This window comes from Acetobacter sp. JWB, from assembly GCF_003323795.1.
GTDB classification, from domain to species: Bacteria; Pseudomonadota; Alphaproteobacteria; order Acetobacterales; family Acetobacteraceae; genus Acetobacter; species Acetobacter oryzifermentans.
In genome coordinates this window covers 1,344,634-1,369,753 of record NZ_CP030871.1, presented here as the reverse complement: position 1 = coordinate 1,369,753, position 25,120 = coordinate 1,344,634, and the positions used below count along the sequence as shown (strand labels likewise).

General features: G+C 53.9%; 22 protein-coding genes, 1 tRNA gene and 1 pseudogene. 18 read left to right on the top strand and 6 right to left on the bottom strand.

Annotated features, from left to right (window positions below; translation table 11 throughout):
- Positions 1 to 51 precede the first annotated feature (51 nt).
- Both DS739_RS06575 and DS739_RS06570 read right to left on the bottom strand, forming a co-directional pair.
- Positions 52 to 1,860 (bottom strand): ABC-F family ATP-binding cassette domain-containing protein, encoded by a 1,809-nt coding sequence (locus DS739_RS06575; protein WP_035351348.1) that lies wholly within the window; start codon positions 1,858 to 1,860, stop codon positions 52 to 54.
- A gap of 51 nt (positions 1,861 to 1,911) precedes the next feature.
- Positions 1,912 to 2,660 (bottom strand): annotated as a pseudogene (locus DS739_RS06570) (response regulator).
- Between the two features lie 187 nt (positions 2,661 to 2,847).
- Here DS739_RS06570 and DS739_RS06565 point away from each other — a divergent pair.
- From DS739_RS06565 to glpK, 12 genes are all read left to right on the top strand, one after another.
- Positions 2,848 to 3,300: a sigma-70 family RNA polymerase sigma factor gene (locus DS739_RS06565; RefSeq protein WP_231621187.1), complete on the top strand. Its 453-nt coding sequence runs from the start codon at positions 2,848 to 2,850 to the stop codon at positions 3,298 to 3,300.
- Positions 3,301 to 3,400: 100 nt separating this feature from the next.
- Positions 3,401 to 3,994 carry a sigma-70 family RNA polymerase sigma factor gene (locus DS739_RS06560; RefSeq protein ID WP_006115328.1) on the top strand — a complete coding sequence of 198 codons (594 nt, stop codon included), beginning with the start codon at positions 3,401 to 3,403 and terminating at the stop codon, positions 3,992 to 3,994.
- A 74-nt stretch (positions 3,995 to 4,068) separates the two neighbouring features.
- Positions 4,069 to 4,281 carry a NepR family anti-sigma factor gene (locus tag DS739_RS14440; RefSeq protein ID WP_003624310.1) on the top strand — a complete coding sequence of 71 codons (213 nt, stop codon included), beginning with the start codon at positions 4,069 to 4,071 and terminating at the stop codon, positions 4,279 to 4,281.
- Between the two features lie 101 nt (positions 4,282 to 4,382).
- Positions 4,383 to 6,065: a sensor histidine kinase gene (locus tag DS739_RS06550; RefSeq protein ID WP_035351697.1), complete on the top strand. Its 1,683-nt coding sequence runs from the start codon at positions 4,383 to 4,385 to the stop codon at positions 6,063 to 6,065.
- A 92-nt stretch (positions 6,066 to 6,157) separates the two neighbouring features.
- On the top strand, positions 6,158 to 7,879 hold the full coding sequence (cydD, locus tag DS739_RS06545; RefSeq protein ID WP_006115325.1) for a thiol reductant ABC exporter subunit CydD: 1,722 nt from the start codon (positions 6,158 to 6,160) through the stop codon (positions 7,877 to 7,879).
- 2 nt (positions 7,880 to 7,881) lie between these two features.
- Complete coding sequence (gene cydC / locus DS739_RS06540) at positions 7,882 to 9,576, top strand: thiol reductant ABC exporter subunit CydC (protein ID WP_006115324.1); 1,695 nt, start codon at positions 7,882 to 7,884, stop codon at positions 9,574 to 9,576.
- A 78-nt stretch (positions 9,577 to 9,654) separates the two neighbouring features.
- Positions 9,655 to 10,032 (top strand): OmpA family protein, encoded by a 378-nt coding sequence (locus DS739_RS06535; RefSeq protein ID WP_035351352.1) that lies wholly within the window; start codon positions 9,655 to 9,657, stop codon positions 10,030 to 10,032.
- Positions 10,033 to 10,036: 4 nt separating this feature from the next.
- On the top strand, positions 10,037 to 11,917 hold the full coding sequence (gene recQ / locus DS739_RS06530) for a DNA helicase RecQ (protein ID WP_035351354.1): 1,881 nt from the start codon (positions 10,037 to 10,039) through the stop codon (positions 11,915 to 11,917).
- On the top strand, positions 11,914 to 12,684 hold the full coding sequence (locus DS739_RS06525) for a DeoR/GlpR family DNA-binding transcription regulator (RefSeq protein ID WP_006115322.1): 771 nt from the start codon (positions 11,914 to 11,916) through the stop codon (positions 12,682 to 12,684). Before recQ ends, DS739_RS06525 begins: the two co-directional genes overlap by 4 nt.
- Before the next feature lie 140 nt (positions 12,685 to 12,824).
- The gene (glpD, locus tag DS739_RS06520) at positions 12,825 to 14,345 is read left to right on the top strand and encodes a glycerol-3-phosphate dehydrogenase (protein WP_035351356.1); all 1,521 of its coding nucleotides are present in this window, start codon (positions 12,825 to 12,827) and stop codon (positions 14,343 to 14,345) included.
- 45 nt (positions 14,346 to 14,390) lie between these two features.
- A complete protein-coding gene (locus tag DS739_RS06515) occupies positions 14,391 to 15,221 on the top strand; it encodes an MIP/aquaporin family protein (protein WP_006115320.1) in 831 nt (276 codons plus the stop codon).
- Positions 15,222 to 15,248: 27 nt separating this feature from the next.
- Positions 15,249 to 16,748 carry a glycerol kinase GlpK gene (gene glpK, locus DS739_RS06510; protein WP_006115319.1) on the top strand — a complete coding sequence of 500 codons (1,500 nt, stop codon included), beginning with the start codon at positions 15,249 to 15,251 and terminating at the stop codon, positions 16,746 to 16,748.
- 62 nt (positions 16,749 to 16,810) lie between these two features.
- On the opposite strand, the gene DS739_RS06505 is transcribed toward glpK, so the two are convergent.
- A complete protein-coding gene (locus DS739_RS06505) occupies positions 16,811 to 17,329 on the bottom strand; it encodes a copper chaperone PCu(A)C (protein ID WP_035351360.1) in 519 nt (172 codons plus the stop codon).
- Between the two features lie 138 nt (positions 17,330 to 17,467).
- On the opposite strand from DS739_RS06505, the gene nrdR reads away from it, so the two are divergent.
- From nrdR to thiL, 3 genes are all read left to right on the top strand, one after another.
- The gene (gene nrdR, locus DS739_RS06500) at positions 17,468 to 17,944 is read left to right on the top strand and encodes a transcriptional regulator NrdR (protein ID WP_006115317.1); all 477 of its coding nucleotides are present in this window, start codon (positions 17,468 to 17,470) and stop codon (positions 17,942 to 17,944) included.
- A gap of 65 nt (positions 17,945 to 18,009) precedes the next feature.
- Positions 18,010 to 18,534, top strand: a complete 525-nt coding sequence (nusB, locus tag DS739_RS06495; protein WP_006115316.1) for a transcription antitermination factor NusB — start codon at positions 18,010 to 18,012, stop codon at positions 18,532 to 18,534.
- On the top strand, positions 18,503 to 19,492 hold the full coding sequence (gene thiL, locus DS739_RS06490) for a thiamine-phosphate kinase (protein WP_006115315.1): 990 nt from the start codon (positions 18,503 to 18,505) through the stop codon (positions 19,490 to 19,492). Before nusB ends, thiL begins: the two co-directional genes overlap by 32 nt.
- A gap of 24 nt (positions 19,493 to 19,516) precedes the next feature.
- On the opposite strand, the gene DS739_RS06485 is transcribed toward thiL, so the two are convergent.
- Complete coding sequence (locus tag DS739_RS06485) at positions 19,517 to 20,665, bottom strand: hypothetical protein (protein ID WP_035351361.1); 1,149 nt, start codon at positions 20,663 to 20,665, stop codon at positions 19,517 to 19,519.
- A 31-nt stretch (positions 20,666 to 20,696) separates the two neighbouring features.
- Between DS739_RS06485 and DS739_RS06480 the strand changes: the two genes are divergently transcribed.
- On the top strand, positions 20,697 to 21,539 hold the full coding sequence (locus DS739_RS06480; protein ID WP_050793082.1) for an SDR family oxidoreductase: 843 nt from the start codon (positions 20,697 to 20,699) through the stop codon (positions 21,537 to 21,539).
- A 428-nt stretch (positions 21,540 to 21,967) separates the two neighbouring features.
- Here the strand turns inward: DS739_RS06480 and DS739_RS06470 are convergent, their stop codons facing one another.
- A complete protein-coding gene (locus DS739_RS06470; protein ID WP_035351362.1) occupies positions 21,968 to 22,228 on the bottom strand; it encodes a hypothetical protein in 261 nt (86 codons plus the stop codon).
- A 358-nt stretch (positions 22,229 to 22,586) separates the two neighbouring features.
- Positions 22,587 to 22,660: transfer RNA gene (locus tag DS739_RS06460), tRNA-Cys, on the bottom strand.
- A gap of 153 nt (positions 22,661 to 22,813) precedes the next feature.
- Here DS739_RS06460 and DS739_RS06455 point away from each other — a divergent pair.
- Positions 22,814 to 23,530, top strand: coding sequence for a protein-L-isoaspartate O-methyltransferase (locus tag DS739_RS06455; RefSeq protein WP_006115311.1), 717 nt, complete (start codon positions 22,814 to 22,816; stop codon positions 23,528 to 23,530).
- Positions 23,531 to 23,650: 120 nt separating this feature from the next.
- The gene (locus tag DS739_RS06450; RefSeq protein ID WP_006115310.1) at positions 23,651 to 25,090 is read left to right on the top strand and encodes a TolC family outer membrane protein; all 1,440 of its coding nucleotides are present in this window, start codon (positions 23,651 to 23,653) and stop codon (positions 25,088 to 25,090) included.
- Positions 25,091 to 25,120 lie beyond the last annotated feature (30 nt).

The following is a 25,120-nucleotide window of genomic DNA, read 5'->3' as shown; positions in this document are numbered from 1 at the left end:
ATTGCCACTGCTTACCTGCAAGCCGAAGATGATTGAAAAATGCGCCAGACTTTAATCTACTTGCAGGGCTTCGCGCTTCATTTCCAGTTCCAGCCAGCGTTCTTCAGATTCGGCCAGCTTTGTTTCCAGCTTTTGTAAATCAACCGAAATTTTTTCAAACTGCGCTGGGTTTTTGCCATACAGGTCTGGATCAGCCAGTTTTTCACGCAGCGTTGCAGCCTGTGCTTCCAGCTTTTCCATTTCCTTAGGCAGATTATCCAGCGCGAACTGATCCTTATAACTCAGTTTTTTGGCGGGGCCGCGTGCTGGGGCCGCATCCTTGGGTTTGGCAGGTTCATTTTCCACCACGGCAGCGGTTGTAAGTGGTTTCTGGTGCCGTTGAGCCAGCATATCGCTGTATCCACCGGCATATTCTATCCAGTTACCATCTCCCTCCGTTGCCAGAACAGATGTGGCAACACGGTCCAGAAAATCACGATCATGGCTTACAAGCAGCACTGTGCCTTCATAACTGGCCAGCATATCCTGCAAGATATCGAGTGTTTCCAGATCCAGATCGTTAGTCGGTTCGTCCAGCACCAGCAGATTGGAGGGCTTGGCCAAGGCGCAAGCCAGCATTAACCGCCCACGTTCCCCACCAGATAGAGCACTTACGGGCGTGCGTGCCTGTTCCGGACGGAACAAAAAGTCTTTCATATACCCAATAACGTGGCGCTTTTCTGTGCCCACCAGCACCATATCGCCGCCACCTTCGGTTAGGGTATCGGCCAATGTGCGTTCTGGGTTTAAGCTCCGGCGCTGCTGATCCAGCGTAACCATATTAAGAGATGGGCCAAGCGAGATTGTGCCGCTATCGGGCTGGTCCAGCCCTGTGAGCATACGCAACAATGTGGTTTTGCCTGCACCGTTGGCCCCGACAATACCCAGCCGGTCTCCGCGCAGAACACGCAGATCCAGATGGCGAACCACCTGTTTTTCACCCCATGCCTTGCTGATATCTTCCGCTACAGCCACCAGCTTGCTGGATGTTGCGGCGGCCTGTGTGTTCAGGGTGAGGGTACCGGGGGCGCGAATAGCTTCCTTACGCGCGGTGCGCAAATCTGCCAGTTCTCGCACGCGGCGCACGTTACGTTTACGGCGTGCGGTTACGCCATAACGCATCCAGTCTTCTTCTCGCGCAATCTGGCGGTCCAATTTGTGCGCATCGCGCTCTTCCTGTTCCAGAACCTCTTCACGCCAAGCTTCAAACCGCCCAAATCCTTCATCAAGCCTGCGGGTTACCCCCCGATCCAGCCACACAACAGAGCGTGACAGCGTAGAAAGAAGCCGCCTATCATGGCTGATAATCACCATGGCGCAACCAAGGCTCAGCAATTCACGCTCCAGCCATTCAATGGTGGGCATGTCCAGATGGTTGGTCGGTTCATCCAGCAACAGCACATCAGGGGCCGCAGCCAGCGCCCCGGCAATGGCGCAACGTCGGCCCTCACCGCCAGAAAGGTTTTGCGTGTTTTCTTTGCCTGTCAGGCCCAGCGCATCTAGCAATGGCGCAGCTCGCCATGCCATATCCGGGTCTCCTATCTGGTTCACCACGTAATCTGCTGTTGTGGTATAGGCAGTTAAATCCGGCTCCTGCGGTAGATAGCGCAGGGAAGCGCCGGGCTGCACAAAAACAGAGCCTGAATCCGGCTGAATAACACCAGCCGCTATTTTGAGAAGAGTGGACTTGCCCGATCCGTTTCTGCCCACAAGGCACAGGCGCTCACCCCGCCCAACGGCAAAGCCTGCGCCATCCAGAAGTGGGTTCCCCCCCAGTGTAAGAGTGATGTCCTGCAGGTGGAGTAAAGGAGGATGCGCCATGCTTAGAAAAGATAATCCGTATTTATGAAAGAACAATAAAGGCTGATTTGGTTACGCAGCCTGTGTGCGTGCGCTACTGACAGCCTGATACGTGGCAACCGCAAGGGTGAGGGGATCAAACGGCTTGGTAATAACAAAGCTGGGTTCCATGGTTTCCCCAGTCAGCAAGCGTTCGGGATACGCTGTTACGTAAATAACCGGCACATTGAAGGATGAGGTAATTTCTGCCACCGCTTGTATGCCATCCCCCCAGGGCCAAGGTTGATATCTGCCAGAATAAGCCCCGGCTTGGTTTCTTTAGCCAATTTTACCGCATCTGCCTGTGTATGGGCTATGCCTGCCACCTGATGCCCGCATTGCAGCACAAGCTGTTCGATATCCATGGCAATAATGGGTTCATCTTCAATAATCAGCACAGATGTCTGTACATTTTTGCGCAAGCGGCCCTGTGCGTCTTCCAGTTCCAGTTCCGCTTGCTTGGGGGGCACGCCTGTAATCCGCGCGGCCATTTCAACCGGCACTTCTTCCAGCGTGATCAAAAGCAAAAGCTGGCGCTGTGTTACAGAAAGCCCCGCAACATCATATTCCGCGGCAAATCCCTTGCGAGAAAACAGCCCTGAAATTGCCTCATAGAGCTGATAGAGGGGCGTAAAACCTTCCTTCAGCCGTTGCGCAGAAAGGCCGCGCAGGCTTTCAGCCACCAGCAGATCACCTTCTGGTTGGCTGCCTGTCAGCGCCCGCGCGTAACGTCTGCCATAAGGGAGGGCCCGGATCAGGCCGTCACGCAGCGACTCTGACATGGCAAGTCTCCTTCATAATGGGTCATGACAAAAACATGCGAGAACGCGATGATGCACGCGCACCGGCTTTCCGGAAAGGGGATTTATCCTGACTCGCACTCCACATTCCACCCATGTTGCCACGCGGCGCACGTTTCGCACAGAACTTCTTGCAATTATCCCTGCATTACGTGGGTTTGCACGCTTTCTGGCGCGTGATTCCGCCATTGCAGATGATCTGGTGCAAGATACAATTGTGCGTGCTCTGGATAAGGCAGAAAGCTTTACACCCGGCACAAACCTGCGGGCATGGTGCTTTGCCATTTTACGCAATCTGTTTTTGGAACAGCACCGCCAAGGCCGTAGGGAACGCATTGCGCTGGAAGATTACGGGCACCATCCCGCATTAACCTCCGAATCGTCACCGCACGCGCAAACCGAAATGCAGGAGCTGGAAAGCCTGTTGTGGCAGATATCTCCGCTCCTGCGTGAGGCTTTGGTGCTTGTTGGTGCGCAGGAGCTAACATACGCAGAAGCCGCAGACATATGTGGGGTGGAAGTGGGCACTATGAAGGCCCGCGTTTCCCGCGCGCGGGCCGCACTTAAAAAAGTTATGGCCACGCAGGATGGAAAAAATGGACCAGAGGACACACAAACCTAAAGCTCTCGTTTTCGTGAACACTCACTTGTTTTTAAATGTAACCTTTCCACTTCGCCGAACATTGAAGGGGTAAGAGATCCACAAGGCGGAGAACACAAAAATGACAGCCTCTTTCCATGATCAGGTTATCGCTATCCTCCCCAAACTGCGCGTGCAGGCATTGGCGCTTACCCGCAATCGTTCTGTGGCCGAGGATCTTGTGCAGGATACTGTGTGCAATGCTTTGGCGGCGCAGGATAGTTTTGTAATGGGCACCAATTTTGCGGCATGGATGCACCGTATCTTGCGTAACCGTTTTATCTCCGACCTGCGTAAAAAGCGGGAAGTCGGGAACATTGATGATACCCCTCAATCCCTATTGTCTGTAAGCGGGCGGCATGAAGACAGGCTGGCCCTGAAGGAACTGGATGCAGCGCTTGCACGGCTGCCAGACGACCAGCGGGAAGCTTTGGTCTTGGGTGTTCTGGAGGGGATGAGCTATCAGGAACTGGCAGACGTTGCCGGATGCGCTGTGGGTACAGCAAAAAGCCGGGTTTTTCGGGCGCGCCGGCAGCTAGAAGTCTGGCTGATGGGAGAAGACGAAGACGGTGTTTCTGCCAAAACAAGCGCAGAATCCACCACAAGAGTTTCTTCTACCCGACGCAAAACCCGCACGGCCCGAAACACAACGCGTAACGCACAGCAGACGGCATAAGCGCAATGGCGTACGATACTGATGTTAGGGACCCAAAGCCCGCAGAGTCGTGCAAACACAGCACCCAACAGGCCATGCCCGGATGGATGGCATGGCAGAAACCGGAGTTCAGGATGGGAAAAAGGAGAGACGATGCCCACTCCCGAAAGCCGAAAAAAAAGCGGGATAAAGCTTTTGACCTATGGCTAAAGCGTGGCCTGCACCAGATGTTCGATAACGTTGTGAATGAACCCGTGCCTGAAGAGCTGCTTAAGCTTATTCAGGAAGATCGAGAAAAACAGGATTAAGCATTTTGCATATCAGTGGGCGAGGGGAAGGCCCAGCAAGCCGGGTAGCGGCCTCCCTTCTGTCTGGTCTGGGGCGTATTTTTAGCACCACAAGCGCACGAATGCGGCTGCTGATCTGCCTTTCAGCCGTTCCTGTTATTGCCATTGGCGCCGTACTGGCTCTGCATAATTACCGCGAAGTTACTCTTGGCAGTGCGCAGCGTGCTGGCAATGCCATTATGCGGCTAGACCTGCAATTCCGCCATGATACAGACAGATTACGTAGCGCCCTTGAAACCATAGGCCATATGGATCTGACCCCCGATCAGATCGTGCATGCCCTGCGGCTTATGGAAACCATTAGTGGGCAGCGTTACTGCTTTCTTTCCGTGCTGGATGATGAAGGAAAGCCCATACAATCCGTTTCCCCCCAAGGGCGGGGATGTGCGGAGGTAGGGGCGCTTTCTGCCCCAACCGATGTGCATTCCACTCTACTTGAAGCCGTGCAGACCAGTGGTGGGCCGGGTGAAGGTGGCGCTTTTTTACGTATTACCGTACCCGCAGGGTTTCTAGCTCTACCAGAAGCACATGGTTATCTGATGGGTATTCTCCAGATATCTCGGCAAAGGGCATATCTGGGCAGCGCCTCCGGCTGGCAGGTTTTTGCAGAGGACGATAACCCCATACAGGCATGGCTGCTGATGCATAATGGGCAATTACTGCCCGTATGCTCAGATTGCGGGTGGCAACCTCCACCGCCTTCCATTGTGCATGAACTCAAAAACGCGCTGGAAAACAGCGAGCGCAGCATTATCACACTCCCCACTGGGCTGGGGGGCTATGCTCTGGGCGCTATTGCGGGAGGAGCAGATATTCTGGTTTCCACCCAGCGCACATCCATGGAATCTGATGCTCTGCATACCATGATCCTGCAAATTGTAGGGCTGGTGCTGTTGCTGGTTATCGGGCTTGTTGCCGTTACATTGGCCGCCAATATTGTGCTGATAGGCCCTTTGCGCCGTCTCACATACTCCGTGCAGAAATGGCAGATGGAAGGGATTTTTGATGCACGCATCACCCGCTCCATGCCGCTTGAGCTTCAACGCCTTGGGCAGGCTTTTACCCGTGCCACACGCCGCCTCTCCCGCCATGAAGCGCGGCTTAAAAAAGCCATGGCGCATCAGCAACTGCTAATGAAGGAAGTGCATCACCGCGTTAAGAACAATCTCCAGATTGTGGCTTCCTTGCTCAACCTTCAGGCCAATCAGATTGAACACCCGGAGGTGCGAGCAGAATTTGCCCTGGCGCGAGATAGAATTCGAGCGTTGGCAACACTGCATCGGACACTCTATGCAGAAGATGCTCTGAACAGCCTGAACATGTCTGTCTTTCTGCAAGAACTTTGTGAGCAGACACTTCACATTGCCGGAGAATCTGAATTCGGGCGCATTACGCTGGACGTGATTTCAGACAGTTTCTGGATGGACCCGGATCAAGCTGTGCCGCTTGCCCTGATCGTTACAGAAATTATCACCAACTCCATTAAATATGCTTTTCCGGATAGCCAGAAAGGCACCATTTTTGTGCGCCTGCACCGCAGCCACGGGCAACTCACCCTTCAGGTTGGGGATAACGGGGTAGGGTGCGCATGGGAAGAACCGCCAATACATCAAGGCATTGGCCTAAAACTTATTCACGCATTTGCGCGCCAGCTTAAAGCAACGCTTACGTATAAAGGGGAAGGCGGCGTGCAATATACGTTGGTGATGCGCCTGCCAGAAAACCCGCCAGAGGCCAGAAAATAAGGCAAAAAATACACGCTATGCCCAGATTGCAGCGGGGGATGGCTTTCTAAACTGTTTGCGTCTTGCGTCTGTCGGTATAAACGCCTTGTGTTATGAGCAACGAGAAAGCAGCAATCCGCAACTGGACACGGACACAATCGCGTCTGGGGCGTCAGGCAGCGCGATCAGTGGTTGGAGCCGGGCTGCTCTCCAGTCTTGTCGGTATAGGGCAGGTCTGGTGTGTGGCCGTTGTGCTGGGGCATGCCCTGGTTAACTGGAAGATGGCAGATGCCGCAGGCCCTATGCCTGTATGGCCTTTTCTGGCCTTTCCGGTTTTGGCCATTCTACGCGCTTTGGTTATGGTTCAGGCCGATACAGGTGCCGCGCGTGCAGGCATTGCCGCACGCCGCCGGTTGCGTGGTGAGGTTCTGGCCTCCGTTCTTACAGGTGGGCCTGCACTTTTGCGCCGCGTGCATAGCGGGGTGCTGGCTTCCACCATTGTAGATAGGGTGGAAGCGCTGGATGGCTTTTTTGGCCGTTGGATCCCGGCCTCTATTCTTTGGATTGCTGCACCTGTTGCCATTCTCATTCCCATAGCCATTGTGCAACCACATGCAGCACTGGTTCTGGGCTTATGCGGCATAGCCGTACCTTTCGGGCAGGCTCTGTTTGGCATTGGGGCGGCTGTGGCTTCCCGCAATCAATTTCTGGCCATGACACGCCTGCAGGCTCGGTTTTTAGATCGCGTTAAAGGTATTGCCACTATTGTTCTGGCTGGCCGTGCGGAAGATGAAACCCGCAAGCTGGGCGATGCAGCAGAAGAATTGCGCCAACGCACCATGAAGGTGCTGCGGGTTGCCTTTCTGTCTTCCGCCTCTATCGACTGCGCCATGGTTGTTGCTCTTATTGCCATCGCCATTATGGATGGCCGGCAGGCTTTGGCCCTACAGGCGGAAGGAAGCGCCCCTGCATTGGTGCATGCCGTTACTGCGGGGCTGTTTGTTTTGCTAGCTGTGCCAGAGTTTTTTGCCCCCCTCCGTGGCTTGGCCCTTGCTTATCAAGATAGAGCACATGCCCAAGGGGCTGCTACAGCTGTTCTGGAACTCCCTGAAGCTCAAGAGCGCCCTGCGCCGGAGGGCGCCCGCACCGTCAACGCCAATGGCGTGATGGTCTCCTTTGATGATGTCAGTTTTTCATGGGACCCAGCACGCGGTTTAGCGCTAGACCATGTCAGCTTTACTGTGCCTGCGGGTGAAACACTGATTCTGGCTGGGGCTTCTGGTTCTGGCAAATCCACTATCATGGAATTGCTGCTCGGCTTCATTCAGCCCGATACCGGGCGCGTTCTGTTCAACGGTGCTCCGCTAGATAGCATTGTGCCAGACGCACTGGCTCGCATGGTCTCATGGATTGGGCAAAAGCCTGTTCTGTTTGCTGGCACATTGCGTGAGAATATTCTGTTTGCAAAACCCGATGCCAGCGATGCCGAGCTTCAGGCCGCACTAAAATCTGCTGCTGTTGATCAGTTCTTGCCCAACCTGCCCGAAGGGCTTGAAACCCGGATTGGGGAAGGTGGGTTTGGTCTTTCTGGCGGGCAGGCCCAGCGCATTGCCATTGCGCGCGCTTATCTGAAAAATGCTCCGGTGCTGCTGTTGGATGAGCCCACAGCACATCTGGATCCAGCAACAGAAAAAAGCGTGTTTGAAAGCCTGCAACGCTTGGCCGTAGGCCGCACCGTTATTTTGGCCACCCATTCTGCCGCCGTGCATATGTTCAAAGGCCGCCGCATAGATCTGGCCAGCGGCCGCGTTATCAGCCGACAGGGAGCAGCCTGAGCATGACCTCTCTCCCTAACCCACGCCCCACCGGGGAACTGACAGATTGGCAAGCCATCCGTACTGTTTTTGCGCTCTGGCGCAAACAGGGGGTTCGCCTTGCTGGCGGTATTGTTCTGGCTCTGCTGGCCTTGGCTTTTGGGCTGGCGCTCATGCAAACATCTGGGCTGCGGCTGGCCGGTTGCGTTATGGGTGAAATTGTTATTGCCACAACAGCTTTGCGCTGGATTGGTGCGGGCCGTGTGATCCTGCGTTATGCAGAACGCCTGTTTGCGCATGATGCCATGTTCCGCGCGTTGGCTGATTTGCGTGTGTGGTTTTTCCGCTCCCTCGCGCAGGGAGCTGCTGCCGGTCTGGGCTTCCGGCGGGCGGGGGATATGCTTTCCCGCCTTGTTTCAGATATTGGCACGTTGGACGGCCTTTACCTGCGCATTGTGGTGCCGCTTATCTGTGCCTGCGTTACATTTCCGGCCCTCGTTATTATTGCAGGCCATGCCAGTATGTTGCTGGGCCTTGTTGTGGGGCTGCTATTTGCCTGCTCTGCCTTTGTGGTGCCATGGATGATTGCGCGCTCTAGCCGAGCATCTGCCAGCCAGATCGTGCATCATCTGGCCCATTTGCGCATTACGGTGCTGGATCTGGTTGGTGGCCTGCGTGAAATCCGCGCTTTTGGCGCAGAAGGCCGTATGCTGGCACGTGTGCAGGCGGCAGATGCCGCTCTCCTGCAAGATCAGCTCCGTCTGGCGCGGCGGGCAGCCCTTGCCAACGCCATGGCCTTTCTGGCCGGACAGATTGCTGTATTTGCTGTGCTACTGAGCATTGGCGGACTGTTTGCAGAACATATTCCTGCACTGGAAGGCGTGGGCATTCTGTTTTTAACCATTGCTGCTTTTGAAAGTGCCGCGGCACTTACCCGTGCAGGGCTACAGGCTGGTGCAATGGGGGCAGCAGCACGCCGCGTAGTGGAAGTGGCTGAACAACCTTCCGCCATCACCATTCCCACGTCTGAGCAAACAGATGCACCGCTAGATACGCATATCCATGTAGAAGGCGTAAAGTTCCGCTGGGCGGCAAATCGCCCATGGGTGTTTGATGGCCTTACACTGGATATTCCGGCAGGTGCACGCGTGGCCATTCTGGGGCCATCTGGCGTGGGCAAATCCAGCCTTGCAGCTCTCCTTCTTAAAGCTGCCACACCAGAAGCCGGAACAATCACACTGGGCGGGGAAGACATTTCCCGCATTAAGGCAGACTCTTTGCGCCAGCGTATCGCATGGCTTTCCCAAGCCACGCATTTGTTTGATGATACCATCCGCGCCAACCTGCTACTGGGCCAGCCAGATGCTACGGAAGAAGACCTGTGGCAAGCGTTGGAAGAAGCCGCCATTGCAGATGTTGTGCGGAACCTGCCAGAAGGGCTGGATACATGGTTGGGTGAAGGCGGTGTTCGGCTATCTGGCGGGCAAGGGCGGCGTATTGCGCTGGCCCGCACATTACTGACACAAGCCCCCATCATGATTTTGGATGAACCCGCCACTGGGCTGGATGCTCAGACAGAGCAGGACTTCCTACGCACACTCAACACCGTTACAGAAGGGCGCACAGTTATCCTTATCGCACACCGCCTGACTGGCGTTGAAAAGCTGGATCGCATCTGGCGGCTTTCTGCTGGAGTTGCCAAGGCCGCCGTTGCATAAGCAAATCTATGTTGACGTAATGCCCCCGGCAGGGCACCAGTTAGGAAATAATGACATATCTTGATTAGGATATTTTATATGCGCCGCTTGCTTCCTGTTGCTGGTCTCTGCCTTTTGGCTGCTTGTGCTGGCAATGCACCACGCAAATACGTGGTTTTCTTCTCCGCTCGTTCAACAGAGCTGGATGACAATGCTCGCAATGTCCTGTTGCAGGTGGCAGACGAATCCAGAAAGCATCCTTCCCGCATTGTAAAGGTGGAAGGTTACGCACATGCAGGGCAGGATCTTTCTGCCGATGCGCTTTTGGCCATTCAGCGCGCTAAAACTGTTGCCCAGCAGCTAAGCGAAGATGGTGTGGCGGGTGATCATATCGTTCAGACCCCACGCGCACCTTCCAGCAGCGAAGGCATGCAGGTTGGCTCCCGCCGCGTGGAGATCGAACTGGCCAACCCCTGATAGAATGACAGAAACCGGCTCCATATCCACGCCCTCTCAGTTTTCACATAACAGGCTGGAACGGGATCGGTTTGCTGGCAAACCGCCGCAGGAGGTTCTGCAGGCGGTTTTTGGCTTTCCGGGTTTCCGCAGCCTTCAGGCGCAAGCCGTTGAATGCGTTATGGAAGGCAGAGATACACTGGTGCTTATGCCAACCGGCGGCGGCAAAAGTGTTTGTTACCAAATACCCGCCCTGTGCCGCGAAGGCATGGGGCTGGTTATTTCCCCCCTTATTGCCCTTATGGATGATCAGGTTGCAGGCCTGCGCCAACTTGGCATCAATGCAGCGGCCCTTCATTCTGAACTGGAAGGGGATGAAGCCGCCAAAATCAGATCCGATCTGGCAAATGGGCGGATAGACCTGCTGTATATTTCCCCAGAACGGCTGCTTTCATCCGGCACGCTAGACAGGCTTGTGCGCATACCGCTTTCGGTTATCGCTATTGATGAGGCTCATTGTATTTCGGCATGGGGGCATGAGTTCCGGCCAGAATACCGCGCCCTTACAGCGTTGCCACGCCATTTTCCGCATGTGCCACGTATTGCCCTTACCGCTACCGCGGATGAACGCACGCGAGAAGATATTCTAACGGCGCTGGATATGCCGCATGCCGAGGTGCTGGTTTCCAGCTTTCATCGGCCTAATCTCAACATTTCCGTGCAGCCCAAAGCGTCTGAAACCCGCCAGCTTATTACAGCACTGGAACGGCATAAGGATGCCGCCAGTATTGTATATTGTGGCAGCCGTGCCCGCACAGAGCGCATGGCCGCTTCTCTGCGTGAACGCGGGTGGCCTGCCTTGGCCTATCACGCCGGGCTTTCCCCCATAGAAAAACGTGCCGCGCTCCTGCGTTTTCGATCTGGTGAACCTCTTGTTATTGTTGCCACTGTCGCCTTTGGCATGGGCATAGATAGGCCAGACGTGCGCGCTGTCGTGCATCTGGACATGCCATCCTCGCCAGAGGCCTATTATCAGCAAATTGGTCGGGCAGGGCGTGATGGCCTGCCATCTGACACACTTCTGCTGTACGGCGGGGAGGACATGGCTCGCGCCCGTTATTGGCTGGATCAATCCGCCGCACCAGAAAGCGAAAAACGGATTATGCGCAGCCGGCTGGAAGCCATGATCGCACTAACCGAAACCACGGGTTGCCGCACCCGTGCGTTATTGCATTGTTTTGGTGAAGAATTGGCCGAACCCTGCGGCCATTGCGATAACTGCCTACATCCGGTGCTAACATTTGATGGCACAGAAGCCGCCCGCAAGCTGCTTTCTGCTGTGTATCGCACGGGGCAATGTTTTGGTGCACTACATGTTATCAGTGTGCTGCGCGGCAAAACCACAGAAGCCGTTAAGCGTAATGGGCATGACAAGCTGACTGTGTGGGGTATTGGTAAGGATAAAAGCGAGCAGTTCTGGCGCGGCGTGGTGCGTCAGCTTATTGCGCGTGGGGCCTTGCGCACAGAAGGCCAATACGGCGGCCTGATTTTAAACCAGAATGTAGCGCGCCCCATTTTACGCGGTGAGGAAGACATTCACCTACGTGCAGATCCTGTAGTGGAAACAGCCAGCCGCATATCAGACCGCAGCAGCCAAAGCGCAGGCATTACCCTTACGGAAGATAGCAAAGCCCTGTTTGATGCCCTACGCCAATGGCGCCGGGAAGAAGCGCAGGAGCAGGAAATTCCGCCTTACGTTATTTTCCATGATTCCGTGCTGCGCGATATCGCCATGGAAAAACCCTCAGATTTGGATGAACTGGGAGATATCAAAGGGGTAGGGCGCTCCAAACTGGAACGGTATGGAGAAGCCGTGCTGGAGGTTCTTGAGACAGCGCAGGCATGACACAGGCAGTGCAACAACGTCGGTTTCGCATTCTTAAACTGGTGCAGCAACACGGCTATGCAACCAGCGAAGATTTGGCGCGTGAACTCAATGTTACCGTGCAAACCGTACGCCGAGACGTCAACATCATGGCTGCACAGGGGCTGCTGGCGCGCCATCATGGTGGAGCCAGCTCTCTTTCGCCATCAGAAAATATTTCTTATTCCGATCGGCAGATCCTGAATTTGCGCGAAAAGGAAGCCATTGGGCGTAATGCCGCACAGGCCATTCCCAACGGGGCTTCGCTTTTCATCAATATTGGCACAACTACAGAAGCCTTTGCGCAATCTCTCCGCACCCATAAGGCACTGCGGGTGATTACCAACAATATTCATGTAGCCACGCTTTTGGCCCCCGCTCCAGAATGTAGTCTGATTATTACGGGTGGGCACGTTCGCCTGCGTGATGGCGGCATAGTTGGCCCCACAGCCGCCGCCATGATGGAACAATACCGGGCAGATTTTGGCGTAATCGGCATTAGCGGCATTGATGAAGACGGCACATTGCTGGATTTTGATGCAGATGAAATTAGCGCCGCGCAGGCCATTCTGCGCAATGCCCGCACTGTTTTTTTGTTGGCAGACCACACCAAGTTCCGCCGCAGACCCATGGCGCGGGTAGGGCATATTACGCAGGTCAACGCGTTTTATACCGATCAACCACCACCAGCGGGCATTCGCGCGCTGTTAAAAGAACACGATATCAAACTGCATATTGCCCAACCATGATCCATGATTTTCGTAAAGGAAAGCAGGAAGGGCCGTTAAAAACCGCCATCTGGCCATATTGACGCCATTCTTCTTGCGTTTTCTTTTCGAATACGAATAAAAGACAGAAGTTTGCGTTCTGACCGAAACCGGAAGAAACCATGACCACACCTACTGCATCTCCCGCCCGCATTTATGATCTGCTCATTGTTGGAGGAGGGGTAAACGGCGCAGGCATCGCACGAGATGCTGTTGGCCGTGGCGCCTCTGTTCTGCTGGTAGAGCAGGATGACCTTGCCAGCTACACATCATCTTCCAGCACGAAGCTTATCCACGGTGGCTTGCGTTACCTGGAATATTACGAATTCCGCCTGGTGCGCGAAGCCCTTATGGAACGTGAACGCCTGCTGAAAATGGCCCCGCATATTATGTGGCCACTCCGGTTTGTGCTGCCTCATTCCAAACTGGTGCGCCCGGCGTGGATGCTTAAGGCTGGCCTGTTCCTTTACGATCACCTTGCCTCCAACATGACGCTGCCGAAGTCTCGCGGCATTGATTTCCGCACGCATTCATCTGGCGCGGCTCTGAAGCCAGAATACACCAAAGGTTTTGTGTATTCCGATGGTTGGGTGCAGGACAGCCGCCTTGTGGTGCTGAACGCCATGGATGCCGCAGAACGTGGTGCAGATGTGCGTACACGCACACGCCTGATTGCGGCCAACCGCGCCAACGGTGTGTGGGAAGCCACGCTGGAAGACCGCACAACCGGCAAAACCACAACCGTACGCGCCAAGGCGCTGGTCAACGCTGCTGGCCCGTGGGTTGCGCGTTTGCTGGCCGATACGCTGAAAATCCCGAATTCCAAATCTGTTCGGTTGGTCAAGGGCAGCCATATTATTGTGCCGCGTGTGTATGAAGGCCCGCAGGCTTACATCTTCCAGAATCCGGATAAGCGTATTGTGTTCGCTATTCCATATGAACAGAATTTCACGCTGATCGGCACCACCGATATTCCGTGGAAGCAGGAACCGGGCAAAGTGAACATTGCGCCCGATGAAGTGACTTACCTGTGTGAAAGCGTAAACCGCTACCTGAACGTGCAGGTGAAAGAAAGCGACGTGGTGTGGAGCTATGCTGGCCTACGTCCGCTGTATGATGATGCCTCTGCCAACGCCTCTGCCGTAACGCGTGATTACGTGCTGGATCTGGATACGCAGGACGGTGCGCCGCTACTTTCTATTTTTGGCGGCAAGATCACCACATACCGCAAACTGGCCGAACACGCGCTGGAAAAACTGGCGCCTGTTCTGCCCGCAGTGGGTGGCGAAAGCTGGACTGCACAGGAAGTTCTGCCCGGTGGTGACTTGGGAGATGGCGGCTTTGATCAGGCTCTGGCTCGCCTGCGCCGTACAGCCCCATGGCTGCCAGAAGGTCTTGCATGGCGCCTGATGCGCAATTATGGCAGCCGCACCTACGAAATTATTGGTGAAGCCAATAGCATGCAGGATATGGGCGAAGTGCTGGGCGGTGACTTAACATCGCGTGAAGTAGATTATCTGATCTCTCGCGAATGGGCTCGCACGGCAGAAGATGTTCTGTGGCGCCGCAGCAAGCTGGGTCTGCATCTGAGCGATGCAGAAAAAGCCAATGTTGAAGCATATGTCGGGAAGAAACTTGCCTGATATCTGAGAACCATAGATACGTCCTTTCCAACAAGAAAAATAATAATGAGGAAGGTCATGGAAAAAACAGGAAAAGCCCTGCTTGGGGAAATGATAGCCGAATGTCTGGCTGTTATGATTATTGTGACTATAGGGGATTCAGTGGCAGCAATGTTCTCGCTGTATGATCCCAGCCCCTTCAAGCAGGCTTACTGGGGTGTTGCCATTACATGGGGGCTGGCTGTTACGCTGGCCATCTATGTCACTGGTTCTGTATCTGGCACGCATGCCAACCCGGCCGTTACGCTGGCTTTGGCATGCTACCGTGGTTTTTCCTGGAAAAAAGTTGTGCCTTATTGGGTGGCGCAAGTTGGGGGCGGCTTTTTAGGCGCTTCGCTTGTATATGCCCTGTATGGCTCCGTTATCCAGCATTACGCGCTCGCTAATCATCTGGATTGGGTGAATGACGGCGCAGCTTCTGGCGTTTTCTTTACCCATCCCGGTGATTTTGTAACCCCACTTCACGCCATGATGAATGAGGTTATCCTTACCGCTATTTTGGTGCTGGGTATTTTTGCCATTACCTGTGAATACAATACCGTGGCCCCGCAGGCTAATTCCGGTGCGCTGATTATTGGCTTGCTGGTTGCCATTTTGGGCGCATCTTCCGGCTTTTTGGAAGGCTGGGCCCTCAACCCTGCGCGCGATCTTGGGCCGCGCATTTTCTGTTTTGTTGCAGGATGGGGACGTGCCGCGTTTCCTTCCCCCGGCAATTATTGGTGGATGCCTATTGCTGGCCCCATGGTGGGCGGTTTAGTGGGCGCCACACTTTACCAGACACTTCTCCGCCCATTTATGCCCGCAAGGGCCCGGGTGACCACGACGGCGGCAGACTGACCGCAACACGCAGAAGGATACTCCTTAATGAGTAAGCAAGACTGTGTCCTGGCTATTGATCAGGGAACGACATCAACACGCAGCATTGTCTTTGATCGTGATGCGCAGGAACTCGCTGCCGCCAGAGAGGAGTTTGCACAGCATTACCCCAAGGCGGGTTGGGTAGAACACTGCCCGGAAGATATCTGGAAAGATGTTGTTAACACCGCACGCACAGCGCTGGAGAAATCTGGCGCGGCAGACCGGGTGGCGGGCATTGGCATTACCAACCAGCGCGAAACCATTGTGGTGTGGGAACGCGCCACAGGTAAGCCTATCCACCGCGCCATTGTCTGGCAGGATCGGCGCACGGCCAATGTGTGCCAGAAACTGCGTGATGAAGGCGCAGAAACACTGGTGCGCGAACGCACCGGGCTTTTGATTGATCCGTATTTTTCTGCCACCAAGCTGGCATGGCTGCTGGATAACGTGCCCCAGGCCCGTGAGCGTGCAGAAAAAGGCGAGCTGGCTTTTGGCACCATTGATTCCTTCATTCTCTGGCGTCTGACTGGCGGCAAGGTGCATGCAACGGATGTCACCAACGCATCTCGCACCATGTTGTTTGATATCCACCGCCAACAGTGGGATGAAGACCTTCTGCGTCTTTTCCGCGTACCTGCGGCACTTTTGCCAGAAGTGAAAGATAGCAGCTGCATTTACGGTGAAACTGATCCCGAACTGTTCGGCCGATCCATTCCTATCGCAGGTATTGCGGGGGATCAGCAGGCCGCTGTGGTCGGGCAGGCGTGCTTTACACCAGGCATGGCCAAGGCCACCTATGGCACGGGCTGCTTTTTGCTGCTGAATACGGGGGATAAACCCGTAACATCTCGCAACCGCATGCTCACCACCATTGCCTACCGTATTAATGGCAAAACCACCTACGCGCTGGAAGGCTCCATTTTTGTGGCGGGTGCCGCTATCAAATGGTTGCGTGATGGGCTGCACCTGATCACCCACGCATCTCAAACCGATGATATGGCGACACGTGTGCCAGATAGCCACGGCGTTTACATGGTGCCGGGGTTTGTAGGCCTAGGCGCCCCGCATTGGGACCCTGATGCACGCGGACTGATCTGCGGCCTAACGCTGGATTCAAGTGCTGCGCATATTGCCCGCGCTGCTTTGGAATCCGTAGCCTATCAGACGCTCGATCTGGTTACGGCCATGATGCAGGATGGCGGTGGCACCACAGATAGCATTCGCGTAGATGGCGGCATGTCTGCCAATGACTGGTACTGCCAGTTTCTTGCAGACATGCTGCAAGCCAAGGTGGAGCGTCCACGCAATGTGGAAACCACCGCTCTGGGCGCAGGCTTTCTGGCGGGCATTGCAACAGGTGTGTGGGATAGCGAGCAGACCGTGGCTTCCGAATGGGCACGGGGCTCTCTATTTGAACCTAAAATGGAAAATGAACAGCGCCGCACCATGATTGCCGGATGGCATCAGGCGGTTAAGCGCACTCTTAGTACCTATACGGGCAGCTAAAAAACAAGCTCTGGCGGGAATATTTTTCCTGCCAGAGCAACGCTTTGCTGAATAAGGCGTGATCAGTCTGGCTTATGGTCGCTTTCTGCATCTGTGCCTGCATCCTGAACAGGAACAGATACGGTTTTTGAAGATCCACCCATAAATGTAAATGTAAACGGCACGTTCTGATTGGCATGCACGTTATTGGAAAGGCCAAAGCAGAGCAGGTGGTACCCGCCCGGCGGAAACACCAGTGTAGAGTTGCCCGGCAGGGCAAGATGGGTAAACAGCACCCTAGTACCACCTGTGCTTTCCTGATCGGCATGGTGGCCCACCAGTTTCTGGCAAACGGGAGAACTTACCCCCGTAAGCAGATGCGCGGTTTCACTGGCATTGGACAGGGCAAAATAAACTGTTGCCGGTTCTCCTTCCGATGCCAGATGCAAAGATGTGTCAAATATGGTAATATCCTTTTGAGCATCCACCTGCTCCGGCAAAACGGGCTGGGAAGGCTGATTATCGGCCAACGCCTGCGGTAAGGCATAGGCTGAACAAGAAAGAGCTGCACAGAACAGAACAGCAAAATGGCTGCGTTTCATAATTTCTCCATCCAGATGGACCGCCACATGGTATGGACGAAACGGCCCAAAAGAAATAAGTGGTGCCTTTACATACGCGCTCTTTTAACAACAGAAAACGCCAGCCAAAAATGCGCCTGAGGGAAGGTTGATACCACCATGCGTTGCCCTTTTTGCGGGAACCCAGATAGTCAGGTCAAGGACAGTCGCCCCAATGAGGAAGGACTGGCCATTCGGCGGCGGCGTGCATGCCTGTCCTGCGGGCAGCGTTTTACCACGGTAGAACGTGTGCAACTACGAGAACTGGTTGTGGTGAAAAACGATGGCAGGCGCGCGCCCTTTGATCGGGAAAAAATTGCACGCTCCATCCGTATCGCCCTGCGCAAACGCCCTGTTTCCGAAGAACAGATTGAGCAGATTGTTACCGGCATTGTGCGCCAGCTTGAAGGGAACGGAGAAACCGAGGTGACATCCACCCGCATAGGTGAACTGGCAATGGATGCCCTTAAGGAAGTAGATGGCGTTGGATATGTGCGGTTTGCAAGCGTGTACCGCGATTTTACGGAAGCCAAGGATTTTTCGGAAATTCTGAACCTTATGGAATCAGGTGGCGCCCCAGCCCCCGGAAAAGACTAGACCTTAGAACAGAAAAGCGCCATGAAACCCGGCTTTGCAACTGACTGGCCGGGCAGGAGGGATGGATGACAGAACTACAGGACGAACCCCGTTTGAAAGGGGCGCAACGGCCCCGCACGGCAGCACGCGTTGCCGCTGTGCAAGCCCTGTTCCAGATTGACCAGAATGGAGACCGCCCAGAAAACGTTATTGAACAGTTTCTGGTCCATCGGTTTGGCACAACGCTGGATGGCGCAAGTTATGAAGACGGCTGCATTCCAGAGGCCGATACACAGCTTTTCAGCCACATTGTGCGGCTGGTAACCTCCCTACGCACGCAGGTTACGCAGGAAGTTGAAAAAACGCTTCCAGAAACGTGGCCCATTGCACGGCTAGACCCCGTATTGCGCGCATTGCTTCTGGCAGCCGCGGCAGAAGCAACAGAAGGCGATGCACCAGCCCCTGTGCTGATCAACGAATATATGGACGTGGCCCACGCCTTCTTCTCTGGTGACGAACCGCGCCTTGTGAACGGCGTTCTGGATACGCTCTTCAAACGTCTGGCGGCTGAACGGAACCATGATACAGAACAAACCCAGCAACCAGACTGATCTGCCGCAGGAATTTGCGTTTATCCGGCAGCACTTTTCTGCTCTGGCTGGGGCTGCTGCCCTTGAATTGAGGGATGACGCCGCTGTTTTCACGCCGCCCGAAGGGCGAGAACTGGTGATTGCAGCGGATGGTATGGTAGAAAATGTTCACTTTCTGCCAGATGATCCGCCAGAAACCATTGGCCGCAAGCTGCTACGCTGTAACCTGTCTGATCTGGCTGCCATGGGCAGCCGCCCGGAAGGTTGGCTGCTAACATTTGCACGCCCACCTCATACTACCGAACAGTGGGTGGCACAGTTTTGCAAAGGGCTTAAAGCGGATCAGGAGCAATTCGGGCTCCAGTTACTAGGGGGCGATACAACCTCCACCCGTGGCCCGCTGGTCTTATCCCTGACCATTCTTGGCTCTGTGTTGCCGGGGCAGGCTATCCGCCGACAAGGCGCTCAGGCTGGTGATGGTTTATGGGTTACCGGCACTATTGGTGATGGCGCATTAGGCCTACGCGCCCTTAAAGGTGAGATACCTGATCCATCTGGCCATCTGGCGCAGCGTTACCGCCTGCCACAGCCCCGTATTGGTTTGCCCTTATACGGCCTTGCTTCTGCTGCCATGGATATTTCAGACGGTTTGCTCCAAGATGCAGGGCATCTCGCGCGGGAAAACGCGCTGCATGTGACCATCCACGCAGATACCGTGCCTCTATCAGACGCAGTTCGCCAAGCAGGCCCCAAATGGCTGGAAACCTGCCTGACTGGCGGCGATGATTACGAGATTTTATTTGCCGTTCCCACGCAGCATGAAGCCTCATTGCTACGCAAAGGCGCGTTAGATACCGCCTGCGGCCCCATAAAAGTAACCCGTATCGGGGAATTCACGCGGGGATCTACCAGTGTAACGGTTGTAGATAGCACAGGCAAAAGCCTGCAATTCCGTTCCCACGGGTGGAGCCACCTTTAGGCGCTCCACCCGCCAGAGCGCGATTTATTCCACCAGAAGTTTTTCGTACATCCGGTGCCGTTTGTAAGGCGTGGGAGAAATGCGCTCAATCAGCTTACGCAGGCCTTCATGCGTTTCCAACACCCAGCCTAGCTCAATACTGCGATAAGGCAGCACATGGCCACGCTTCATCAGTTCATCAATAATCAGGGCAGGTAGCATGGCGCGCAGGGCGGTGCCGAGATACTTCTTGCGCACACCCAACAGCACCACCCGTGCAGACCGGAAATCATGGCTCATTACGCGAGAGGCCAGCTTGAGCCAGCCCAGCGGAGAGGGCGCACCACCTAAGTCACCGCTGATATCAAACATGTTGGGAATAACCAGCGCAATGGCAGCCGGTTCTCCGGCTACTTCAGCCAGCACATACTGTTCTGGCCGCAAAATGGGCTTAAGGGCCTTTAGCAGGCTTTTGACCTCATCCTGCGTAAGGGGAATATTTCCCCACGTATCAGACCACGCATCATTATAGATTTCACGCAGGATTTCGGCATCTTCATTCACCTTATCCTTACGCAGGCCGCGCATGGTAATCGCACCCAAGCGCTGCCGAATGTTGGCAGGTATCTGGTTTGCACGCTCTGCAGAAGGGCTGGTTTCCATCCGGTAGGATAGCAAATCTACCGCACGCTTAAACCCAGCAGCCTCCACAGCAGGCCCCAGAGTTTTGGGGTGCCACGGTATGCCAATCATGGGGGGCTCATCTTGCCCCTCCACCATAATCCCGGATTCACCATTGCTATTCAGTGTCCACGGGCCACGTATGCGCTCAATTTTGCGCAATTTTAGCCATTGTATCGCGGCTTCAAGCAATGGGGCCACGCATTCCGGCTCCAGCGTATCCAGCGCCCCAAAAAAGCCTGTGCGCGGGCCGGGCTGCTTGAGAGCCAAAGCATCTATCTGGGCAGATATACGCCCAATGGGCTTTCCATTCCGCCACGCAAGAAAATAACAAGCAAAGCCGTGCTCAAAAAATGGCGCATGCGTGGGTGAAAAAATATCCCGCTGCTCCATATCTAAAGGAGGCACATAACTTGGCAAGCCATCGTAAAGAAGGCGTGGTAGTTTTATAAAGAGAGAAAGCTGGCGTGAACCCGAAACAGGTGTAACCGTAATCTGAGTGGGGGAAGACATTGCCACTCCGTTGTGTGAAAGCCAAAAGCCAATGGGTGATGCCTTATTACGCAGCATTGGGAAAGGGAAAAGTGTGAAAGTTGTTGCGAACGGAAAACACACCGCACGCTCTGTTCTGCTGACTGGGGCCACCGGCGGAATTGGAATGGAACTGGCCAAACGTTACGCACGACCAGGCCGGACACTGATACTATGGGGCAGAAACCCGCAACGGCTGACAGAAATTGCCACAACGTGCTGTGCACGCGGCTCTGCTGTTTTTACCCGGCAGATTGATCTGTGTGATGGTGAAGCCGCTCTGGCAGCATTTAAGGCAGATTATGCTGAGCATAAACCTGATCTGGTTATTCTGGGGGCAGGGCTATCTGACATACAGCCATTAGACAGCATGACAGAAGACCCGCAAAAGGTCTTACAGCTTGCGCAGGTTAACTATGCCACGCCTGTAGCTTTGGCCACAGCCGCTGCCCAGAATATGATTCCTAATGGAGGCGGGCATATTGCCCTTATCGGCTCTGTTGCAGGTTTTTACGAACTCCCGTGCTCTCCTGCCTATAGCAGTTCTAAATGTGGGCTGGATTTTTTTGCACGTGCGGCAGGTCTGGCGTGGGAAGATAAAGGTGTGGGCCTTACGCTGATTGTGCCCGGCTTTATAGACACACCTATGAGCCGCAGACTGGAAGGGCCACGGCCATTTCTGGTTTCAGCCAAAAGTGCTGCACGCCGCATTATCCGGGCCATTAACAAAAGAAAGAAAGTTTATATCTTTCCGTGGCCATTTCGGGCGCTGCGCGTTCTTGAGCGGCTGCTGCCTCAATGCCTGCGCGAACGCATTTTACGCAGCCTGATTGTTGGCCAAAAAGAGCGACAATAAGTTTTTCTGGATAGCTTGTGCTGCTTGAAAAAAGTAAAGCACAAGCTTGATGGAGCAGAAAAAACTAACTCTCACCACCCGGTAATCTGCCTTTTCCAACCCATAAGATGAGAGGAGGCAGGAAAAAATAAAATGCCATGATAAAAATAAGATCTCGCACCAGATAAGCCAGATCAATATGCAGGCCAAAATGGCAGATCAGATTAGCCAACCCCAGCATAAAACAGACACATAAAAAAGCGCCTGCGCTGGCATAAATAGTCCGCCCAGCGTTTATCTGTTCTACTTTCTCCAAAAAAACATCAGCAAATTTTTTCTGCACAAGCCAAGCCCTTATTTTACGAAATATTTATACCCGGCATGGCACACCGGAGCCCAAGATATGCGGGCAGCAGCACCTTTTTCAGATTCGCTGCCCGCAGTATCTTTTATTCCGCAAAATTTGGAAGCGTGATGTTCTGATCTTTTGCCAGTTTCTGAATAGCAACCTTGGTCAGGCCCAGCAGATTGGCTGTATCAACAAAAGCAGCATCGGCACTTGCGCCAGGCGTTGGGGGCAGGGTGACCGTTACAGAAAATTCAATATTCTGATCCTGCTTTGTAAAGCACAGCTTAGCCTTGGTGCTTCCGTCCTTCTGCACCTTAACGGAACGCAGAATGCCATTTTGTGCTGTAGTGTCATTACCCACGAGCGTATTCCTTTGCAAAATTATGACAGCGGGAATGTGAACGCAGCAGCCACAAGTAGCAACGCTTCTACCTGCACCCCAGACCACCCAAAATATGCAGACTCCCCAAGAGATTCTGAACACACACTGTAAGCTATACGTGCAATAAGGCGGCTTTTCCTGACAGCAGAAAAATCATCTGCATTCACGCAGGTAAATCTCTTCCGAATCAGCTCATTTAAGTGGGGTTTATTTCGAGGCTTTACGCAACAAATTTCGGCATCTTCCGCCGCATCATTCCATGTCATACGAATAAGAGCTGACAACCGCAGTTTTCTGCGGAAACTGTCAAGCATTGTCTTTTAGTTTCGTAGGGAATTGGAGGTCTGGGCGGGAATCGAACCCACATTCGCGGATTTGCAGTCCGCTGCATCACCATTCTGCCACCAGACCATCGGGTGATGGGGAGCCTTATCTCCTGTTCTGGCGCATTGGTCAAGCCGTTGTGTTGTGCGAATTTTAAATCTGTGTGTCACAAAATGTTTTGCCCTTAATCTGGCAGGCACTGCAAAGGGCATAAACCTTAACCGCAAGGGATAGGAAAACGTGACACTTCAGGCCGCAATACAGCAGAATTCCTACCCAATGCCGTATCCAAAAGATAAAGATATGGAAACAGCTCGTAACCTTATGGTGGACGATCAGCTTCGTCCTTCAGAAATTACAAACCTCTCATTATTATCGGTTATGCGGGAATTGCCCCGCGAATGCTGTGTTATGCCCGATCAGCAATCTGTAGCTTATGCAGATATGACACTCTCCCTAGGGCAAGGGCGTGTATTGCCCCAACCTTTGCTCACAGCGCGCCTTGTGCAGGCCGTTATGCCAGTAGAAAAAGCGCGGGTTCTTGTTGTAGGGGCTGCAACCGGATACACAGCAGCACTTTTTGCCGCCCTTGGTGCCGATGTCACGGCGCTTGAATCAAGCACACGCCTTGCCGAACAAGGGCAGCACTTCTGCCAGCAAGAGTCTCTGAACGTTTCATGGGTTATCGCCCCCCTTAGCGAGGGCATAACGGGCAACGCGCCTTATGATGTCATTTATTTTGATGGCGCCATTCTACGTTTTCCCGCTTTTTGTGCTGCGCAACTGGCCACATCCGGCATCATGGCTGGTGTTATGGCCACCCCCAATAGATTAGCAGAAGCTTTTACGGCCAGAAGAGAGCCAGAAAGTGCGTCCAGTTTTATTGTCACTAACCTTTTTGAAACACAGCTACCTTTACTGCCAGATCTTGCCGCACCCGTTACTTTTGAATTCTAGAAATAAACTTTTAGAAAGATATTATGCCGCAGATGATTACAAACTTGTAGAAATAGGTTCAGTATCGTGGCATGAGCAGTGCCTTAAGCGGCAATACGGTAACTGAATCAGGAGTATCAGATGCGGCGTATTTGCGGAGCAGGGGTGGGTATGGCTGTTGTGCTATGCAGTTCCACTGCATGGGGGCAGAAATACGATGGCAGTGGTTCGCCAACCTTTGTGCCACATACGCTGCAGGAAGCACTTGCTGCGGCCTATCTGACAAACCCGACCCTTCAGGAAGCACGTGCCACCCTACGCGCTACCGATGAACAGGTGCCAACCGCTTTGGCTGGCTGGCGGCCAACCGTAACCGGCACAGTAGGCCTGACATACTATAAGGGTGTGAACGATTATCAGGGTGAGGCAGATCAGCCTTCTACTGGTTATATTCGCCAATATAACACCCCTGGTTATACGGCAGGCGTAAGTGTTAATCAGCCGTTATATACGGGTGGCAAAACCACATCCTCTACACATCAAGCTGTTAACAAAGTTATGGCAGCCCGCGCGCATCTGATTTCTGCCGAACAGCAAGTGTTCAAGCAGGTTGTGAATGCGTATGTTTCCGTTATTGAAGATGAACAGCTCTTGCAGTTGAACATCAACAACGAACGCGTGCTTCAACAACAGCTCCGCGCAACGAATGAACGCTTCCGGGTAGGGGAAATTACGCGCACAGACGTTGCGCAGGCTGAATCTGCTTACGCAACAGCCAAAGCTACCCGCCAGCAATCCGAAGGCACACTTCAAACTGCACAAGCCACATATATGCAGATTATCGGCATGGCGCCGCCGCCTAATCTGGTTCCGCCGCAGCCTTTGGTATTACCTGTTAAAAATGAGCAGATGGCCGCAGCTATGGCGGTTAAAAACAATCCAGATGTCATCAATGCACTCTTTACCGAATCTTCCCAAAAAGATGCAGTAGCCGTTGCAATGGCAGCCATTATGCCAAAAGTTTCCGCCACTCTGGCTTATTCTAGGCAGGTAAACCAAAGCCTGAATAACCAGATTGACGAAAACAAATACGCCATGATCAACTTCAACATCCCGGTTTATCAGGGGGGCTCAGAATACGCAGCTGTGCGGCAGGCCAAGCAGCAGGCGCAAGCAGCACACCGTGAAGTTGATGTGCAGCGCAGAACAGCCGCGCAGGATGCTGTTTCAAACTGGCAGAAACTGGTTGCCTATCAGGCTGCAATCAACAGTAACCGCGCCGCTATTCAGGCAGGCACCGTGGCTCTTGATGGGGTGGAACGTCAGGCTATTGTAGGCACCAGCACAACGCTGGAAGTGTTGCAGCAGCAGCAAACTTTGCTGCAAGCACAGGTGGCTCTTGTTCAAAGCTTAAGCAATATGGTGCTGACTTCGTACAATGTTGCCGCAGCCATTGGCCGCCTAACCGCAGCCGATCTCAAGTTGAATGTTCCTCTTTATGATGACAAAGCTTACTATAACGCTGTAAAAGATCGTCTTTGGGGGCTGAACGATTATGCGGTCAGCCAGCCAGGGCGCTAAAAGCTGAACAGTAAGGGTAAGGGCAGGGGT

Excerpts from the sequence above, each read along its gene's own strand:
- DS739_RS06575 (WP_035351348.1), bottom strand. The coding sequence starts at position 1,860 with ATGGCGCATCCTCCTTTACTCCACCTGCAGGACATCACTCTTACACTG.
- DS739_RS06560 (WP_006115328.1), top strand. The coding sequence starts at position 3,401 with ATGACAGCCTCTTTCCATGATCAGGTTATCGCTATCCTCCCCAAACTG.
- DS739_RS14440 (WP_003624310.1), top strand. The coding sequence starts at position 4,069 with ATGCCCGGATGGATGGCATGGCAGAAACCGGAGTTCAGGATGGGAAAA.
- DS739_RS06550 (WP_035351697.1), top strand. The coding sequence starts at position 4,383 with ATGCGGCTGCTGATCTGCCTTTCAGCCGTTCCTGTTATTGCCATTGGC.
- cydD (WP_006115325.1), top strand. The coding sequence starts at position 6,158 with ATGAGCAACGAGAAAGCAGCAATCCGCAACTGGACACGGACACAATCG.
- cydC (WP_006115324.1), top strand. The coding sequence starts at position 7,882 with ATGACCTCTCTCCCTAACCCACGCCCCACCGGGGAACTGACAGATTGG.
- DS739_RS06535 (WP_035351352.1), top strand. The coding sequence starts at position 9,655 with ATGCGCCGCTTGCTTCCTGTTGCTGGTCTCTGCCTTTTGGCTGCTTGT.
- recQ (WP_035351354.1), top strand. The coding sequence starts at position 10,037 with ATGACAGAAACCGGCTCCATATCCACGCCCTCTCAGTTTTCACATAAC.
- DS739_RS06525 (WP_006115322.1), top strand. The coding sequence starts at position 11,914 with ATGACACAGGCAGTGCAACAACGTCGGTTTCGCATTCTTAAACTGGTG.
- glpD (WP_035351356.1), top strand. The coding sequence starts at position 12,825 with ATGACCACACCTACTGCATCTCCCGCCCGCATTTATGATCTGCTCATT.
- DS739_RS06515 (WP_006115320.1), top strand. The coding sequence starts at position 14,391 with ATGAGGAAGGTCATGGAAAAAACAGGAAAAGCCCTGCTTGGGGAAATG.
- glpK (WP_006115319.1), top strand. The coding sequence starts at position 15,249 with ATGAGTAAGCAAGACTGTGTCCTGGCTATTGATCAGGGAACGACATCA.
- DS739_RS06505 (WP_035351360.1), bottom strand. The coding sequence starts at position 17,329 with ATGAAACGCAGCCATTTTGCTGTTCTGTTCTGTGCAGCTCTTTCTTGT.
- nrdR (WP_006115317.1), top strand. The coding sequence starts at position 17,468 with ATGCGTTGCCCTTTTTGCGGGAACCCAGATAGTCAGGTCAAGGACAGT.
- nusB (WP_006115316.1), top strand. The coding sequence starts at position 18,010 with ATGACAGAACTACAGGACGAACCCCGTTTGAAAGGGGCGCAACGGCCC.
- thiL (WP_006115315.1), top strand. The coding sequence starts at position 18,503 with ATGATACAGAACAAACCCAGCAACCAGACTGATCTGCCGCAGGAATTT.
- DS739_RS06485 (WP_035351361.1), bottom strand. The coding sequence starts at position 20,665 with ATGTCTTCCCCCACTCAGATTACGGTTACACCTGTTTCGGGTTCACGC.
- DS739_RS06480 (WP_050793082.1), top strand. The coding sequence starts at position 20,697 with ATGGGTGATGCCTTATTACGCAGCATTGGGAAAGGGAAAAGTGTGAAA.
- DS739_RS06450 (WP_006115310.1), top strand. The coding sequence starts at position 23,651 with ATGCGGCGTATTTGCGGAGCAGGGGTGGGTATGGCTGTTGTGCTATGC.